This window comes from Streptomyces sp. NPDC040410 (assembly GCF_055595715.1).
Genome location: NZ_JBVIVK010000020.1, coordinates 40716 through 56372 on the forward strand (window position 1 = coordinate 40716; position 15657 = coordinate 56372).

The 15657-nt window shown below is 70.5% G+C and carries 11 protein-coding genes; 9 read left to right on the top strand and 2 right to left on the bottom strand.

Annotation, left to right across the window (positions count from 1 at the left end):
- Window positions 1-12 precede the first annotated feature (12 nt).
- From ACZ562_RS30830 to ACZ562_RS30870, 9 genes are all read left to right on the top strand, one after another.
- Window positions 13-1101, top strand: coding sequence for a quaternary amine ABC transporter ATP-binding protein (locus tag ACZ562_RS30830; RefSeq protein ID WP_471185776.1), 1089 nt, complete (start codon window positions 13-15; stop codon window positions 1099-1101).
- Window positions 1101-3110, top strand: coding sequence for an ABC transporter permease (locus ACZ562_RS30835; protein WP_471185778.1), 2010 nt, complete (start codon window positions 1101-1103; stop codon window positions 3108-3110). Before ACZ562_RS30830 ends, ACZ562_RS30835 begins: the two co-directional genes overlap by 1 nt.
- A 12-nt stretch (window positions 3111-3122) precedes the next feature.
- Entirely contained in the window at window positions 3123-4109 is a 987-nt protein-coding gene (locus ACZ562_RS30840) for an ABC transporter substrate-binding protein (RefSeq protein WP_471185780.1), read from the top strand.
- Between the two features lie 241 nt (window positions 4110-4350).
- Window positions 4351-6789, top strand: a complete 2439-nt coding sequence (locus tag ACZ562_RS30845) for a GcvT family protein (RefSeq protein WP_471185783.1) — start codon at window positions 4351-4353, stop codon at window positions 6787-6789.
- Window positions 6790-6820: 31 nt separating this feature from the next.
- Entirely contained in the window at window positions 6821-7681 is an 861-nt protein-coding gene (locus ACZ562_RS30850) for a bifunctional methylenetetrahydrofolate dehydrogenase/methenyltetrahydrofolate cyclohydrolase (protein WP_471185788.1), read from the top strand.
- Complete coding sequence (gene glyA, locus ACZ562_RS30855) at window positions 7678-8973, top strand: serine hydroxymethyltransferase (protein ID WP_471185792.1); 1296 nt, start codon at window positions 7678-7680, stop codon at window positions 8971-8973. The genes ACZ562_RS30850 and glyA overlap by 4 nt, the downstream gene beginning before the upstream one ends.
- Window positions 8970-10202 (top strand): sarcosine oxidase subunit beta family protein, encoded by a 1233-nt coding sequence (locus tag ACZ562_RS30860; protein ID WP_471185794.1) that lies wholly within the window; start codon window positions 8970-8972, stop codon window positions 10200-10202. Before glyA ends, ACZ562_RS30860 begins: the two co-directional genes overlap by 4 nt.
- Before the next feature lie 11 nt (window positions 10203-10213).
- Entirely contained in the window at window positions 10214-13450 is a 3237-nt protein-coding gene (locus ACZ562_RS30865) for a sarcosine oxidase subunit alpha family protein (RefSeq protein WP_471185796.1), read from the top strand.
- Window positions 13443-14045: a sarcosine oxidase subunit gamma gene (locus tag ACZ562_RS30870; protein WP_471185799.1), complete on the top strand. Its 603-nt coding sequence runs from the start codon at window positions 13443-13445 to the stop codon at window positions 14043-14045. The genes ACZ562_RS30865 and ACZ562_RS30870 overlap by 8 nt, the downstream gene beginning before the upstream one ends.
- A gap of 5 nt (window positions 14046-14050) precedes the next feature.
- On the opposite strand, the gene ACZ562_RS30875 is transcribed toward ACZ562_RS30870, so the two are convergent.
- Both ACZ562_RS30875 and ACZ562_RS30880 read right to left on the bottom strand, forming a co-directional pair.
- Entirely contained in the window at window positions 14051-14137 is an 87-nt protein-coding gene (locus tag ACZ562_RS30875; RefSeq protein ID WP_471185942.1) for a peptidoglycan-binding domain-containing protein, read from the bottom strand.
- Between the two features lie 255 nt (window positions 14138-14392).
- Complete coding sequence (locus ACZ562_RS30880) at window positions 14393-15655, bottom strand: sugar ABC transporter permease (protein WP_471185945.1); 1263 nt, start codon at window positions 15653-15655, stop codon at window positions 14393-14395.
- Between the last annotated feature and the right edge of the window lie 2 nt (window positions 15656-15657).

Below are 15657 nucleotides of genomic sequence, written 5' to 3' on the forward strand. Positions count from 1 at the left end.
AAGAGGTCGATCGTGACCCCCACACAGACCGAGGTGCCGCAGCGGCGCGGCACGCCCCAGGACTCGGACGGCACGCCGGTCATATCCGTGCGCAGGCTGTGGAAGGTGTTCGGGCCGAAGGCCGACCGGGTACCGGACTCCGAGGAGCTGTGCGGTCTCACCCGCCGCGAGCTCATGGACCGCACCGGATGCACCGCCGCCGTACGCGACGTGAACTTCGACGTCCGCAAGGGCGAGGTCTTCGTCGTCATGGGCCTGTCCGGCTCCGGCAAGTCCACGCTGGTGCGATGTCTGACCCGGCTGATCGAACCCACCGCGGGCGAGGTCGTCTTCGAGGGCGAGGACATCCGCGAGGCGGACGACAAACGCCTGCGCGACCTCAGGCGCCGCAAGTTCTCCATGGTCTTCCAGCACTTCGGGTTGCTGCCCCACCGCCGGGTGGTGGAGAACGTGGCCTTCGGCCTGGAGATCCGCGGCATGAGCAAGTCCGAGCGCACCAGGCGGGCCCTGGAGGTCGTCGAACTGGTGGGCCTCGCCGGATACGAGAACTCCTACCCCGACCAGCTCTCCGGCGGTATGCAGCAGCGTGTCGGCCTCGCCCGGGCGCTGGCGGGCGATCCGGACGTGCTGTTCTTCGACGAGCCGTTCTCCGCGCTCGACCCGCTCATCCGCCGCGACATGCAGAACGAGGTCATCCGGCTGCACCACGAGGTCGGCAAGACGATGGTGTTCATCACCCACGACCTCTCCGAGGCGCTCAAGCTGGGCGACCGCATCCTGATCATGCGCGACGGCAGGACGGTGCAGTGCGGAACCGGCGACGAGCTGGTGGGCGCCCCGGCCGACGACTACGTACGCGAATTCGTCAAGGACGTGCCGCGCGGCGACGTGCTCACCCTGCGGTGGATCATGCGCCCGCCGGCGGACGGCGACGCCCTGGACGGTCCCGAGCTGGGCCCGGACGTCGTGGTGCGGGAAGCCACCCGGGCCGTGCTGGCGGCCGACAAGCCGGTCAAGGTCGTCGAAGGCGGCAAGCTGCTCGGCATCGTCGGCGACGAGGAGATCCTCGCGGTGGTCGCCGGGCAGGAAGGCGACATGTGATGGCCATCGCCGTAGAGAAACCCGAGCAACCTCAGAAGACGGACGCCGCGCCCCAGGCCGCGCCCGTCGCCCGCGAACGCGGAGTCAGCCGCGGCATGGTGGTGGCGGCGATCCTGGCCGGCTGGCTGGTGCTCTTCGCCGTGCTGCGCGGGAAGCAGACCCTGACTCTGGCGGCCGCGGATCTCACTGATCTGCACCGGTGGTTCAACGACGCCAACGACTCGATCGGCGCGAACCGCAACTCCAACCCGCTCTTTCTCTACTTCTTCAACGAGATCCGTCTGGTCATCGACAACCTGGTGACCTTCATCCAGGACGTGATCTCACAGCCCACCGACGGCCGCCCCGTCCCGCAGATCGGCTGGCTCGGCGTCGTCGGCATCGCCGGATACGTCTCCTGGGCCGTGGGCAACTGGCGGGTGGCGCTGCTGGCCGTGGCCGGCTTCACCTTCTTCGGGCTGCAGGGCCTGTGGCAGGAGAGCATGGACACCCTGGCCCTCACCCTCTCCGCGGTCTTCGTGGCGCTGTTGTTCGCGATCCCGCTGGGCGTGTGGGCGGGGCTGTCCGACCGGTTCAACCGGATCGTGACGCCCTTCCTGGACTTCATGCAGACGATGCCGACCTTCGTCTACCTGGCCCCCCTGACCCTGTTCTTCCTCATCGGCGGGGCCTCCGCCACCATCGCCACCGTGATCTACGCGGCTCCGCCGGCGATCCGCATCACCGCGCACGCCATCCGCTCGGTACCGGAGACCACCGCCGAGGCCGCCGACTCGCTGGGGGCGACACGCCGGCAGGCGCTGCTGAAGGTCCTGCTGCCCATGTCCAAACGGACCGTGGTGATGGGCGTCAACCAGTCGATCATGGCCGCCCTGGCCATGGTGACCATCGCCGCCCTGATCGACGCGCCCGGACTCGGCAAGACCGTGGTGCAGGCACTGCAGTCGCTCGACGTGGGTACGGCCTTCAACGCGGGCCTCGCCATCGTCGTCATGGCGATCGTCCTCGACCGGGTCACCACCGCGGCGAGCGCACGCGCGGAGGCGGCCCGGCGCTCGGGCGGCCGCTTCGTCGCCTGGCGGCGGCCGCTGCTGGCCGCGGGCGGGATCGTCACCGCCGTCCTCGTGTACATGTCCCACACCTACGTGTGGGCGGCGGAGTTCCCCGGCGACGGCGCCATCGGCAGCTCCGTCGCGACCGCGGCGGACACCGCGACCACCTGGGCGCAGGACAGCCTCTCGGGCGTCACCAACGCCTTCCGCGACGGCATCACCAACGGTCTGCTCAACCCGTTCCAGTCGCTGCTCACCGACTCCCCGTGGTGGCTCGTCGGCGCGGTGCTGATCGCGCTCGGCGCGGTGCTCGGAGGCTGGCGCGCCGGCGTCACGTCGGCCGTGTGCGTGGGCCTGCTGGTCGGCACGGGCCTGTGGTCGGACAGCATGACGACGCTGGCGTCGACCCTCGTCGCGACGGTGCTGGTGATGGTGCTCGGTGTCGTGTTCGGCGTGATGATGGGGCGCAGCCTGCTGGTGGACCGGGTGCTGCGGCCGACCCTGGACGCGGCGCAGGTCATGCCGCCGTTCGTCTATCTCGTCCCGTTCCTCGCGCTGTTCGGTGCGACACGTTTCACGGCCATCGTCGCCGCCGTCGTCTACGCGTCGCCGGTCGCCATCAAGATCATCGCGGATGGGGTGCGGGCCGTGCCCGGGACCACCGTCGAAGCGGCCACGTCCGCCGGGTGCAGCACCTGGCAGATCATCACCAAGGTTCAACTGCCGATGTCACGCAGTGCCCTGACGCTCGCGACCAACCAGGGCCTGATCTACGTGCTGTCGATGGTTGTTGTGGGCGGCCTCGTAGGTGCGGGCGCCCTCGGCTACGACGTCGTGGCCGGATTCTCGCAGGGAGAGCTGTACGGCAAGGGGCTGGCGGCGGGGCTCGCCATCGTACTGCTCGGAGTCATGTTCGACCGGATCACTCAGGCAGCGGCGCGACGCGCGAGCGTATAAGGAGCACTGACCATGGCAAGGCAAGCAAGACAGTGGAGAGTCGGCGCCGCCGGCACGGCCGTCGTGACGGTCATCGGGCTCACTCTCACCGCCTGCGGCGGTGCGAAGGTCGGTGACAGCTCCTCGGGTTCGGACAGCTCGGGCGGCTCCGCCAAGTGCGGCACGTTCAACCTCGCCGTCAACCCGTGGGTGGGCTACGAGGCTGACGCGGCGGTCGTCGCGTACGTCGCGGAGCACGACCTCGGCTGTACGGTCACCAAGAAGGACCTCAAGGAAGAGATCGCCTGGCAGGGCTTCGGGACGGGCGAGGTCGACGCCGTCCTGGAGAACTGGGGCCACGACGACCTGAAGAAGAAGTACATCACCCAGCAGAAGACCGCCGTGGACGCCGGCAAGACCGGCAACAAGGGCATCATCGGCTGGTACGTGCCGCCGTGGCTGGCCAAGGAATACCCGGACATCACCGACTACAGGAACCTCGACAAGTACGCCTCCAAGTTCAGGACCTCCGAGTCGGGCGGCAAGGGCCAGCTCCTCGACGGCGACCCGTCGTACGTCACCAACGACGAGGCGCTGGTGAAGAACCTGAAGCTGAACTTCAAGGTGGTGTACGCGGGCAGCGAGACCGCGCTCATCCAGGCCTTCCGGAAGGCCGAGAAGAACAAGGAATGGGTGATCGGCTACTTCTACGAGCCGCAGTGGTTCCTTTCCGAGGTGCCGCTCGTCAAGGTCAACCTGCCGGAGTACAAGGCGGGTTGTGACGCGGATGCGGCCAAGGTCGCCTGTGACTATCCCGTCTACGAGCTCGACAAGATCGTCAGTGCCGAGTTCGCCAAGTCGGGCAGCCCGGCCTATGACCTGGTGAAGAACTTCAACTGGACGAACGACGACCAGAACGTGGTGGCCAAGTACATCGCGGTGGACAAGATGTCTCCCGAGGCGGCGGCGAAGAAGTGGGTCGACGCCAACCGCGACAAGGTCGACGCCTGGATCAAGTAGCGGTCATGTAGAGCAGAGCCGAAAGAGTCGGTCGGACATGCCCGGCGGGCGGTGCGCAGGTGTGCACCGCCCGCCGGGCACTGCCGTGTTCCGGGGCCGTTTTCCTTGCGTCACGGACCCCTTGACACCCCTCCCCGGGACAGGCACATTGAGTTGCGCAACCTGAAGCATGTTGCGTAGACAGCAACTGACCGGCTGGACTGGTTTTCAGCTGGACTGGTTTTCAATCGGAGGTGCGGCGATGGCGGGACCCCGAGTGGTCATCATCGGAGCGGGCGTCGTTGGCGCGGCACTCGCGGACGAGATCTCCGCGCGCGGCTGGACCGAAGTGACCGTTGTCGACCAGGGCCCGCTCCCTGCCACCGGGGGATCCTCCTCGCACGCCCCGGGCCTGGTCTTCCAGACGAACCCCTCCAAGACGATGACGGAGCTCGCCCGCTACACCGTCGAGAAGTTCTGCTCCCTCGACGTCGACGGCAAGCCATGTTTCCTGCAGGTCGGCGGCCTCGAATTGGCCACCACCCCCGAGCGTCTGACCGAACTCCACCGCCGCCACGGCTGGATCACCGCCTGGGGCATCGACGCCCGGCTGCTGACCCCCGACGAGTGCGCCGAGCGGCACCCGCTGGTGAACCGGGACAAGGTCCTCGGCGGCATGCTGGTACCGACGGACGGCCTCGCCAAGGCCGTCCTCGCCGTCGAGGCGCAGATCCGCCGGGCCACCGAGCGCGGCGTGCGCTTCCTCGCCCGCCACGAGGTCCTCGACGTCCAGCAGAGCGAGGGCCGGGTCAGCGGCGTCCTCACCGGCCAGGGTGAGATCCCCGCCGACATCGTCGTGTGCTGTGCCGGCATCTGGGGCCCGAAGATCGCCCGCATGGTCGGCATGAACCTCCCGCTCACCCCGCTCGCCCACCAGCTGGCCTGGACCGGCCCGATCCCGGCGCTGGCAGGCCAGACCGAGGAGGCGGTGCGCCCGATCCTGCGCCACCAGGACGCCGACCTCTACTACCGCGACCGCTTCGACGGCCTGGGCATCGGCTACTACGGCCACCGCCCGATGCCCGTCTCCGCCGACGACATCCTCTCCGTGGACGAGGCCGACGGGATGCCCTCGGTCCTGAAGTTCACCGAGGAGGACTTCGGGGACGCCTGGACCGAGACGCAGTCCCTGCTGCCCGCGACGAAGGAGGCCAAGGTCGAGGAGGGCATCAACGGCCTGTTCTCCTTCACGACCGACGGCTACCCGCTCCTCGGCGAGTCCCCGGACGTCAAGGGCTTCTGGGTCGCCGAGGCCGTGTGGGTCACCCACTCCGCGGGCGTGGGCCGGGCCGTCGCCGAGTGGCTGGTCGACGGCCACTGCTCCTCCTTCGACCTGCACGAGTGCGACGTCAACCGCTTCGAGCAGCATCAGCTCTCCCCGGAGTACGTCCTGGCCCGCGACTGCCAGAACTTCGTCGAGGTCTACGACATCCTGCACCCGCTCCAGCCGTCGGGAGACCCGCGCCCGATCCGCACCAGCCCGTTCCACGCCCGCCAGCAGGAGCTGGGCGCCTTCTTCCTGGAGGCGAACGGCTGGGAGCGCCCGCAGTGGTACGAGGCCAACGCCGCCCTCGTCGAAGGCCGCACCATCCCGACACCCGACGACTGGGCGGCGCGGTACTGGTCGCCCGTCGTCGGTGCCGAGGCCCAGGCCACCCGCGAGACCGTCGCCATGTACGACATGACGGCCCTCAAGCGCCTGGAGGTCAGTGGCCCCGGAGCCGCCGACTTCCTGGAGCGGCTGGTCACCGGCAAGGTGGCCAAGTCCGTCGGATCGGTGACGTACACCCTCCTCCTCGACCAGGACGGCGGGATCCGCAGCGACATCACGGTTGCCCGCCTGGCCCGCGAACTCTTCCAGGTCGGCGCCAACGGCAACCTGGACCTCGACTGGTTCACCCGCCACCTCCCCGCCGACGGCACGGTCCAGGTACGCGACATCACCCCCGGCACCTGCTGCATCGGCCTGTGGGGACCACTCGCCCGCAGGGTCCTGCAGCCCCTCACCGACGCGGACTTCTCGGCCGGCGGCCTGAAGTACTTCCGCGCCAAGCGCGCCCACATCGGCTCCGTTCCCGTCACCGCGATGCGCCTGAGTTACGTCGGCGAGCTCGGCTGGGAGCTGTACACCACCGCCGACCTGGGCCAGAAGCTGTGGGACACCCTGTGGCGGGCGGCGAAGCCGCTGGGCGGCATCGTCGCCGGCCGCGGCGCCTTCAACAGCCTCCGCCTGGAGAAGGGCTACCGCTCCTTCGGCACCGACATGACCTACGAGCACGATCCGTACGAGGCCGGTGTCGGCTTCGCCGTCAAGCCCGACAAGGACGACTTCATCGGCAAGGCGGCCCTGGAGCGGCGCAAGGCCGATGTGCGACGCAGGCTGACCTGTCTCACCATCGACGAGCCGCAGGCGGTCGTCATGGGCAAGGAGCCGGTGTACGACGGCGACCGCCCCGTCGGCTACGTGACCAGCGCCGCGTACGGCTACACGATCGGCAAGGGCATCGCCTACGCCTGGCTCCCGGCGGATCTCACCACCCCCGGCACCACCGTGCACATCGGCTACTTCGACCAGCGCGTCGAGGCGGTCGTCGCCGAGGAACCCCTGTTCGACCCGACCATGTCCCGCCTGCGTGGCTGACCCAGCATCGTCGAGGGAAGGAATACCGCCGGTGACCGCACAGCTGCTCGACGGCAAGGCGACCGCCGCCGAGATCCGCCGCGAACTCGCGGAGCGGGTGGCCGAATTGACCGCGGCCGGCGGTCGGCCGCCGGGCCTCGGCACGGTCCTCGTCGGCGACGACCCCGGCAGTCGCGCCTACGTAGCCGGCAAGCACCGCGACTGCGCACAGGTGGGCATCGCCTCCCTCCGCCGCGAACTGCCCGCCGACGCAAGCCGGCAGCAGGTCGAGGGCGTCATCGACGAACTCAACGCCGACCCGGCCTGCACCGGCTACATCGTCCAGCTCCCGCTTCCGCGCCACCTGGACGCGGGCGCCGTGCTGGAACGCATGGACCCGGCCAGGGACGCCGACGGCCTGCACCCCGTCAACCTCGGCCGGCTCGCCCTCGGCGTCGAGGCTCCGCTGCCGTGCACCCCGCGCGGCATCGTCGAACTGCTCCGCCGGTACGAGGTGCCGCTCGCCGGAGCGCGGGTGTGCGTGATCGGCCGGGGCATCACGGTCGGCAGGCCCGTCGGACTACTGCTCACCCGCAGGTCGGAGAACGCCACCGTCACCTTGTGCCACACCGGCACCAAGGGCCTGGCCTGGCACGTGCGCGAGGCGGAGATCGTCATCGCGGCCGCCGGCTCACCCGGACTGATCACCAAGGACATGCTGTGCCCCGGCGCGGCCGTCCTGGACGTCGGCATCACCCGCACCGACCACGGGCTGGCCGGCGATGTGCACCCGGAGGCCGCCACGGCCGCCGGATGGCTCGCCCCGATGCCCGGGGGCGTAGGGCCCATGACGCGGGCGATGCTGCTCGCGAATGTCGTCGAGGCCGCCGAGAGGAACGGACACGCCGTATGAACGCGCTGAACACCTGCCTGGCGGAGCTGGACCCGGAGGTCCACGCCGCCCTCCGCGCCGAGCTGCACCGCCAGCAGTCCACCCTCGAGATGATCGCCTCGGAGAACTTCGCCCCCACCGCCGTGATGGAGGCCCAGGGCTCGGTCGCGACCAACAAGTACGCCGAGGGCTACCCCGGCCGCCGCTACTACGGCGGCTGCGAACACGTCGACGTCACCGAGCGGTTGGCCGTCGAGCGAGTCAAGTCCCTCTTCGGCGCGGGCTACGCCAACGTCCAGCCTCACTCGGGCGCCCAGGCCAACACGGCCGTCTTCTTCGCCCTGCTCCAGCCGGGCGACACGATCCTCGGCCTCGACCTCGCGCACGGCGGGCACCTCACCCACGGCATGCGCATCAACTACAGCGGCAAGATGCTCAACGTGGTGCCGTACCACGTGTCCGAGGCGGACAACCTGGTCGACATGGACGAGGTCGAACGGCTCGCCAAGGAACACCGCCCCAAGATGATCATCGCGGGCTGGTCCGCGTACCCGAGGCAACTGGACTTCGCGGCCTTCCGCCGGATCGCCGACGAGGTGGGCGCCCTGCTGATGGTCGACATGGCGCACTTCGCGGGCCTGGTCGCCGCCGGGCTGCACCCGAATCCCGTACCGCACGCCCACGTCACCACCACGACCACCCACAAGACGCTCGGCGGCCCGCGCGGCGGGGTCATCCTCACCAACGAGGCCGACCTCGCCAAGAAGATCAACTCGGCGGTGTTCCCCGGCATGCAGGGCGGCCCGCTGGAACACGTCATCGCCGCGAAGGCGGTCTCCTTCAAGGTCGCCGCGTCGCGCGAGTTCGCCGAGCGCCAGGCCCGCACGCTGGCCGGCTCCCGCATCCTCGCCGGGCGTCTCACCCGGCCCGACGCGGCGGCAGCCGGGGTGAAGGTCCTCACCGGCGGAACGGACGTCCACCTCGTCCTGGTCGACCTCCGGGACTCCGAACTCGACGGAAGGCAGGCCGAGGACCTGCTCCACGAGATCGGCATCACCGTCAACCGCAACGCCGTCCCCTTCGACCCGCGCCCGCCCATGGTCACGTCGGGCCTGCGCATCGGCACCCCGGCCCTGGCCACCCGCGGCTTCACCGACGAGGACTTCGCCGAGGTCGCCGACGTGATCGCGCTGGCCCTCCGGCCCGAGCCCGACGTCACCGCCCTGCGCGCCCGCACGGAGGCGCTGGCCGCCAAGCACCCGCTCTACCCGCACCTGTCAGAGGCAGAAGCAGAAGCCGGAGACGTCCGATGAGCCCCCGCACCCCCGGCGCCGAGCTCCCCGAACACCCCGACTGGCTGTGGCGCACGCCCGAGCCGAAGCGCGGCTACGACGTGATCGTCGTGGGCGGCGGCGGACACGGCCTCGCCACCGCCCACTACCTGGCGAAGAACCACGGCATCACCAATGTCGCCGTGCTGGAGAAGGGGTGGCTCGCGGGCGGCAACATGGCCCGCAACACCACGATCATCCGCTCCAACTACCTGTGGGACGAGAGCGCCGGCATCTATGAGCACGCGCTCAAGCTGTGGGAGGGGCTGGCGGAGGAGCTCGACTACCCGATCCTCTTCTCCCAGCGCGGTGTGCTCAACCTCGCCCACAGCCTCCAGGACGTCCGCGACAGCGTGCGCCGCGTGGAGGCGAACCGCCTCAACGGCGTGGACGCCGAATGGCTCGACGCCGAGCAGGTCAAAGAGGTCTGCCCGATCGTCAACATCTCGCCGGACGTGCGCTATCCGGTCCTGGGCGGCACCTACCAGCCGCGGGCCGGCATCGCCAAGCACGACCACGTCGCCTGGGGACTGGCCCGCTCCGCCGACGCCGCCGGGATCGACATCATCCAGAACTGCGAGGTCACCGGCCTCGACATCGCCGGCGGCAGGGTGGTCGGAGTCCAGACCACACTGGGCCCGATCGCGGCGGGCAAGGTCGCACTCTGCTCGGCCGGCCACACCTCGGTCCTCGCCGCCATGGCGGGCATCGAACTACCGCTGCAGAGCCACCCCTTGCAGGCCCTGGTCTCCGAACTCCTCGAACCCGTCCACCCGACGGTCGTCATGTCCAACGCGGTCCATGTGTACGTCAGCCAGGCGCACAAGGGCGAGCTGGTCATGGGCGCGGGCATCGACTCGTACAACTCCTACACCCAGCGCGGCGCCTTCCACATCATCGAAGAGCAGATGTCCGCGGCCCTGGAACTCTTCCCGGTGTTCGCCCGCGCCCACGTGCTGCGCACCTGGGGCGGCATCGTCGACGTCAGCCCCGACGCCTCGCCGATCATCGGCCTCACCCCCGTCGGCAACCTGTACCTCAACTGCGGCTGGGGCACAGGCGGTTTCAAGGCCACCCCGGGCGTCGGCTGGGTCTACGCGCACACCATCGCCCACGACACCCCCCACCCCCTCAACGCCCCCTTCTCGCTCGACCGTTTCACCACCGGCGCGCTCGTCGACGAGCACGGCGCGGCCGCGGTGGCCCACTAGGGAGCCGAACCATGCTGCTCATCCCCTGCCCGTGGTGCGGGCCCCGCGACGAGGCCGAGTTCCACTACGGCGGCCAGGCACACGTGCCGTATCCCGAGGACCCGGCGGCCCTCAGTGACGAGGAGTGGGCCCGGTATCTGTTCTTCCGCGACAACCCCAAGGGCCCGTTCGCCGAGCGGTGGAGCCACGCGGCCGGCTGCCGCAGGTGGTTCAACGCGGTGCGGGACACGGCGACGAACGAGATCCTCGCCGTGTACCGGGCGGGTGAGGAGCGTCCGGCGACCGTGGAGCCCCGTCCGGTGCATCCAGCCCTTCCGGCGTTCGAGGACGAGGCCCCTCCAGGGCCGAACGGGGGTCCGGGGGCAGAGCCCCCGGCCGTGGTCCAGGGGGCCGGCCCCCTGCTTTCGGGAAGGGGCGGGGTGGCGGAGGAGAACCAGCCGTTCCGCCTCCCCGCCCGCGGCCGAATCCACCGTGACGAACGCCTGAGCTTCACCTTCGACGGCATCCGGTACGAGGGCTGCCGCGGCGACACCCTCGCCTCCGCCCTCCTCGCCAACGGGGTCATCCAGGCCGGCACCAGCATCAAGTTCGGCCGCCCGCGCGGCATCTTCTCGGCCGGCGTCGAGGAGCCGAACGCCGTCGTCCAGATCGAGGCACCGTTCCCGGAGCCGATGCTGCCCGCGACGACCGTCGAGCTGTACGACGGCCTGGTGGCGAGCAGCCTCCCCGGCCAGGGACGCCTCGCCACCGCGCCAGACCCCGCCCGCTACGACGCCGTACATGCCCACTGCGACCTGCTGGTCGTCGGCGCCGGTCCGGCCGGCCTCGCCGCCGCGGCCGCGGCGGCGAGAAGCGGCGCACGCGTCATCCTCGCCGACGACCAGCCGGAGCTGGGCGGCAGCCTGCTCGGCACGGGCGAACACCTCGACTGGGCGGAGGCGACCGGCGCACAGCTCGACGCCGCCGCCGACGTGCGCGTGCTGCGCCGTACCACCGTCTTCGGCTACTACGACGACAACCACCTCCTCGCCGTCGAGCGCCGCACCACCCACCTCGGTGCCGAGGCTCCCGAGAACGTCTCCCGGGAACGTGTCTGGCGCATCCGGGCGCGTCGCGTCGTCCTGGCCACCGGCGCCCACGAGCGCTCGCTGGCCTTCGCGGACAACGACCGCCCCGGTGTGCTGCTGGCCGCCTCGGCCCGCGCCTACGTCAACCGCTTCGGTGTCCTGCCCGGCCGCCACGCCGTCGTCTTCACCGCCAACGACAGTGCCTACGCGGCGGCGCTGGACCTCGCCGCCGCGGGCGTGGGCATCACGGTGATCGTCGACACCCGCTCCGAGCCGGGGGAGTGGGCAGAGCGCGCCCGGCAGGCAGGGATCGAGGTGCTGACCGGTCATGCCGTCATCGGCACGGAGGGCGGCACGCGTCTCACCGCCGTGACCGTCGCGCCGTACGGACAGTCAGCGGGGCAGCGGGAGTTCGCCGCCGACCTGCTGCTGGTCTCCGGAGGCTGGAACCCCGTCGCGCATCTCTTCAGCCAGGCCGGCGGCAAGCTGCGCTACGACGAGGCGGTCGGCTCCTTCGTTCCCGACTCCTGCCGCCAGGCCGTCGAGGTCGCGGGCAGCGCGAACGGGACCCCGGACCTCGCCGCTGTCCTCGCGCAGGGCGCCGCGGCCGGCGCTCGCGCGATCGAGGCCGAGGGCTACACCCCCGAGGCGCCCCGCCTCCCGGACGTGGCCGCACAGCCGCGGACGCCGCCCATGCAGGCGTACGTAGTCCCCGGAGCATCCGAGGCACCTCGCTTCGTCGACCTCCAACGCGACGTCACCGTGGACGACTTGGCCCGGGCGACCGGTGCCGGAATGCGTTCGGTCGAGCACACCAAGCGCTACACCACGGCCGGCACCGCGGGCGACCAGGGCAAGACCTCCGGAGTCCTGGCCAGTGGCGTCGTCGCCGAACTGCTCGGCGTCGACATCTCCGCGCTCGGCACGACGACCTTCCGGCCGCCGTACACACCCGTCTCCTTCGCCGCCCTCGCCGGCCGCGACCGTGGCTCCCTGAGCGACCCGGTCCGCACGACCGCCATCCACGAGTGGCATGTCGGGCACGGCGCGCTCTTCGAGAACGTCGGCCAGTGGAAGCGGCCCTGGTACTACCCGCGGGACGGCGAGGACATGGAGACCGCCGTGCTGCGCGAGTGCGCAGCCGCCCGCGACAGCGTCGCCTTCATGGACGCCTCCACCCTCGGCAAGATCGACGTCCAGGGACCGGACGCCGCCGTGTTCCTCGACCGGCTCTACACCAACATGATGAGCACCCTGAAGGTCGGCATGATCCGCTACGGCGTGATGTGCCGCCTGGACGGCATGGTCTTCGACGACGGCACGGTCATCCGCCTCGCCCAGGACCGCTTCCTGGTCACCACGACCACGGGCAACGCGGCCGCCGTACTGGACTGGATGGAGGAGTGGCTGCAGACGGAATGGCCCGAACTGCGTGTCCACTGCACCTCGGTCACCGAGCAGTGGGCCACCGTCGCCCTGGTCGGCCCCCGCTCCCGCGAGGTCCTGGGCGCCCTCGCGCCGCAACTCGCGGTCGACAACGCCGGCTTCCCGTTCATGGCGTGGCGGGAGGCAAGTGTCGCGGGCATCGAGGCCAGGGTGTGCCGGATCAGCTTCTCCGGGGAACTGGCCTACGAGATCAACGTGTCGCCGTGGAAGGCCCTCGCCCTGTGGGAGGCCTTGTACGAGGCCGGTGCCCCGTACGGCATCACCCCGTACGGCACCGAGACCATGCACGTGCTGCGCGCCGAGAAGGGCTACCCGATCATCGGCCAGGACACCGACGGCACGGTCACCCCGTACGACCTCGGCATGAGCTGGGCGGTCTCGAAGAAGAAGCCCGACTTCATCGGCAAGCGCTCCCACGCCCGACCCGACGCCGTCCGCCCCGACCGCAAGCACCTGGTCGGCCTGCTCCCGGAGGACCCCGGCACCTTCCTCCCCGAGGGGACGCATCTGGTCGCCGACGGCGTGCTGCCCGCGCCCCCCGTCCCGATGCTGGGGCACGTCACCTCCAGCTACCGCAGCGCGGCCCTCGGCCGGACGTTCGCGCTCGCCCTGATCAAGGGCGGCCGGGACCGAGTCGGCGAGCGGCTCTACGCCCCCGTGGGCGACCGTCTGGTCCCGGTGACCGTCGCAAGCCCCGTCCTCTACGACCCCGAGGGAGCCCGCCGCGATGGCTGACACCGCCCTTGACGCCCTGCCCCGCAGCCCCCTGGCACACGCCGCCGGCCGCCTGGCCGACGCGACACGCCGCTCCGGGGGCGCGGTCCGGCTGGCCGAACTTCCCTTCCTCGCCCAGGTCGACGTCCGCCTCGACGCCAAGGGAGCGGCGGCGGACGCCGTGGGGCTCGCGCTGGGTCTCCAACTGCCCCTGGAACCCAATACCGTCGTACGCGCCGGAGAGCTCACCGCTCTGTGGCTCGGCCCGGACGAATGGCTGGTGGCGGGACCGCCCGACAGCCGGCGGGAGTTGGAGAGCCGGATCCGGGCGGCCGCCGGAGACGAACCCGTGTCCGTGACCGACGTCTCCGCCCAGCGCACCACCCTCCTGGTCACGGGCCCCCGCGCCCGCGACCTGCTGGCCCACGGCTGCCCGCTGGATCTGCACCCGCGCGCCTTCGGCCCCGGACGCTGCGCCCAGACGACTCTGGGCCGCACCCAGATCGTGCTGGTCGCGCGGGACGAACCCAGGGCCGGATTCTGGGTGCTGGTCCGTTCGTCCTTCGCCGGCTATCTGACGGACTGGCTGCTGGACGCGGCGACCGAATACGTGTGAACGACTCACACGGTGCTGCGGAGAGCGGTCCAGGTCTCGCGGCCCACGACGCCGTCGGCTTCCAGTCCCTTCGCGGTCTGGAAGCTCCGCATCGCTGACTCCGTTCCCGGTCCGAACTCACCGTCCCCGTGCGTGCTCCCCACGCCGTAAACCCGCGTCTCGTCAGCATGCACTGCAGCTGCAGCACACGTCTGCCGCCGTCGCCCCGGCGTGTGTGTGCGTCCGTTGCCGGAGTAGTAGCAGCGCCGGCGGCACACAGGGGCCGATGCGGCCCGGGTCGCGAGGGCTCACGGGTTGCCGGGATGGCTGGATCCGGTGCTCCGTCACCCCCGGATCGAGCCGACGGGTCAGGCGCGCCCGTGTGCCTCTTGCGAGCGCCGTGACAGCGCGTCGATCATCACCGCGGCGAAGAGCACCCCGCCCGTGATCATGAACTGGACGGCGGCTGGGGTGTCCGTGATCGCCATGCCCGAGGCGATCGACTGGATGACCAGCATGCCGAGCACCGCGGACCAGGTCGTACCGCGCCCTCCGAACAAGCTGGTGCCACCGATGACAGCCGCCGCGATGGCGTTGAGCAGCAGCACGCCCGAGCCCGAATTCTGGCTCACCGAGGTGATGCGCGAGGCCAGGAAAAGGCCGCCGATCGCCGCCATGGTGCCCGACACCGCGAGGACCGCGGTCTGTACCCGCGTCACACTGAGGCTGGCTCGACGGGCCGCCTCGACGCCGCCGCCGAGCGCGTACACCTGCCGCCCGTAGTGCGTGCGGCGGAGCACGATGTCGAGACCGGCCACCACGACCAGGAAGATCAGGAGGGCGAGCGGCAGACCCTGGAACCGGTTGAGCACGTACGCGGCGGCGAACGCGATCACCGCTCCCGCTCCCGTGCGTACAGCGATTCCCCGTGGCGAGCGGTGCGGCATGCCGACGGCCTTGCGGCGCCGCCGGTCCTGGTAGGACACGAGGAAGACCATGGCCGCCGCGACCGCCGCCAGGCCGTAGGCGGCGGCGTCGTTGGTGAAGTAATGGCTGCTCAGCTTCGCCACGAGGCCGTTCTCGTCGAGATTGATGGTGCCGCTGGTCCCGAGGATGTAGAGCATGATGCCGTTCCAGGTGAGCAGCCCCGCCAGGGTGATGACGAACGCCGGTACCCGGCTCTTGGCGAAGGAGTAGCCCTGGACGGTGCCCGCCGCCGTACCGGCGAGCACCGCGACGATGAGGGCCAGCCATTCCGGCACGCCGTTTTTCACGTTCAGAACGGCGAAGACAGCCGCTGCGAGGCCGCTGATCGAGCCTACCGACAGGTCGAGCTCACCCAGCAGCAGCACGAAGACGATGCCGACCGCGATCAGGCCCGTGCCCACGAAGTCCACGCTGAGGTTGGACAGGTTCCGGGGCGAGAGGAAGTTGTCGTTCAGGGACTGGAAGATGATCCAGACGGTGGAGAGGACGAGAACGACGGGGAGCCAGCCCAGTTCACCGGCGCTGAGCTTGCGCCGGAAGACGGCGACCGAGCCCTCCACGGCACGGGCGACGGCCCGCCTCCGGCGCGACTGGCGGGCCTCTGCGGCGGATTCGGTCCCGGTGCCGTCCGCCGTGCCGCGCAGCT

Bases quoted from the DNA above. Each gene is read 5' to 3' on its own strand.
- ACZ562_RS30835 (WP_471185778.1), top strand. From the start codon at position 1,101: ATGGCCATCGCCGTAGAGAAACCCGAGCAACCTCAGAAGACGGACGCC.
- ACZ562_RS30840 (WP_471185780.1), top strand. From the start codon at position 3,123: ATGGCAAGGCAAGCAAGACAGTGGAGAGTCGGCGCCGCCGGCACGGCC.
- ACZ562_RS30845 (WP_471185783.1), top strand. From the start codon at position 4,351: ATGGCGGGACCCCGAGTGGTCATCATCGGAGCGGGCGTCGTTGGCGCG.
- glyA (WP_471185792.1), top strand. From the start codon at position 7,678: ATGAACGCGCTGAACACCTGCCTGGCGGAGCTGGACCCGGAGGTCCAC.
- ACZ562_RS30860 (WP_471185794.1), top strand. From the start codon at position 8,970: ATGAGCCCCCGCACCCCCGGCGCCGAGCTCCCCGAACACCCCGACTGG.
- ACZ562_RS30865 (WP_471185796.1), top strand. From the start codon at position 10,214: ATGCTGCTCATCCCCTGCCCGTGGTGCGGGCCCCGCGACGAGGCCGAG.
- ACZ562_RS30870 (WP_471185799.1), top strand. From the start codon at position 13,443: ATGGCTGACACCGCCCTTGACGCCCTGCCCCGCAGCCCCCTGGCACAC.
- ACZ562_RS30875 (WP_471185942.1), bottom strand. From the start codon at position 14,137: ATGCGGAGCTTCCAGACCGCGAAGGGACTGGAAGCCGACGGCGTCGTG.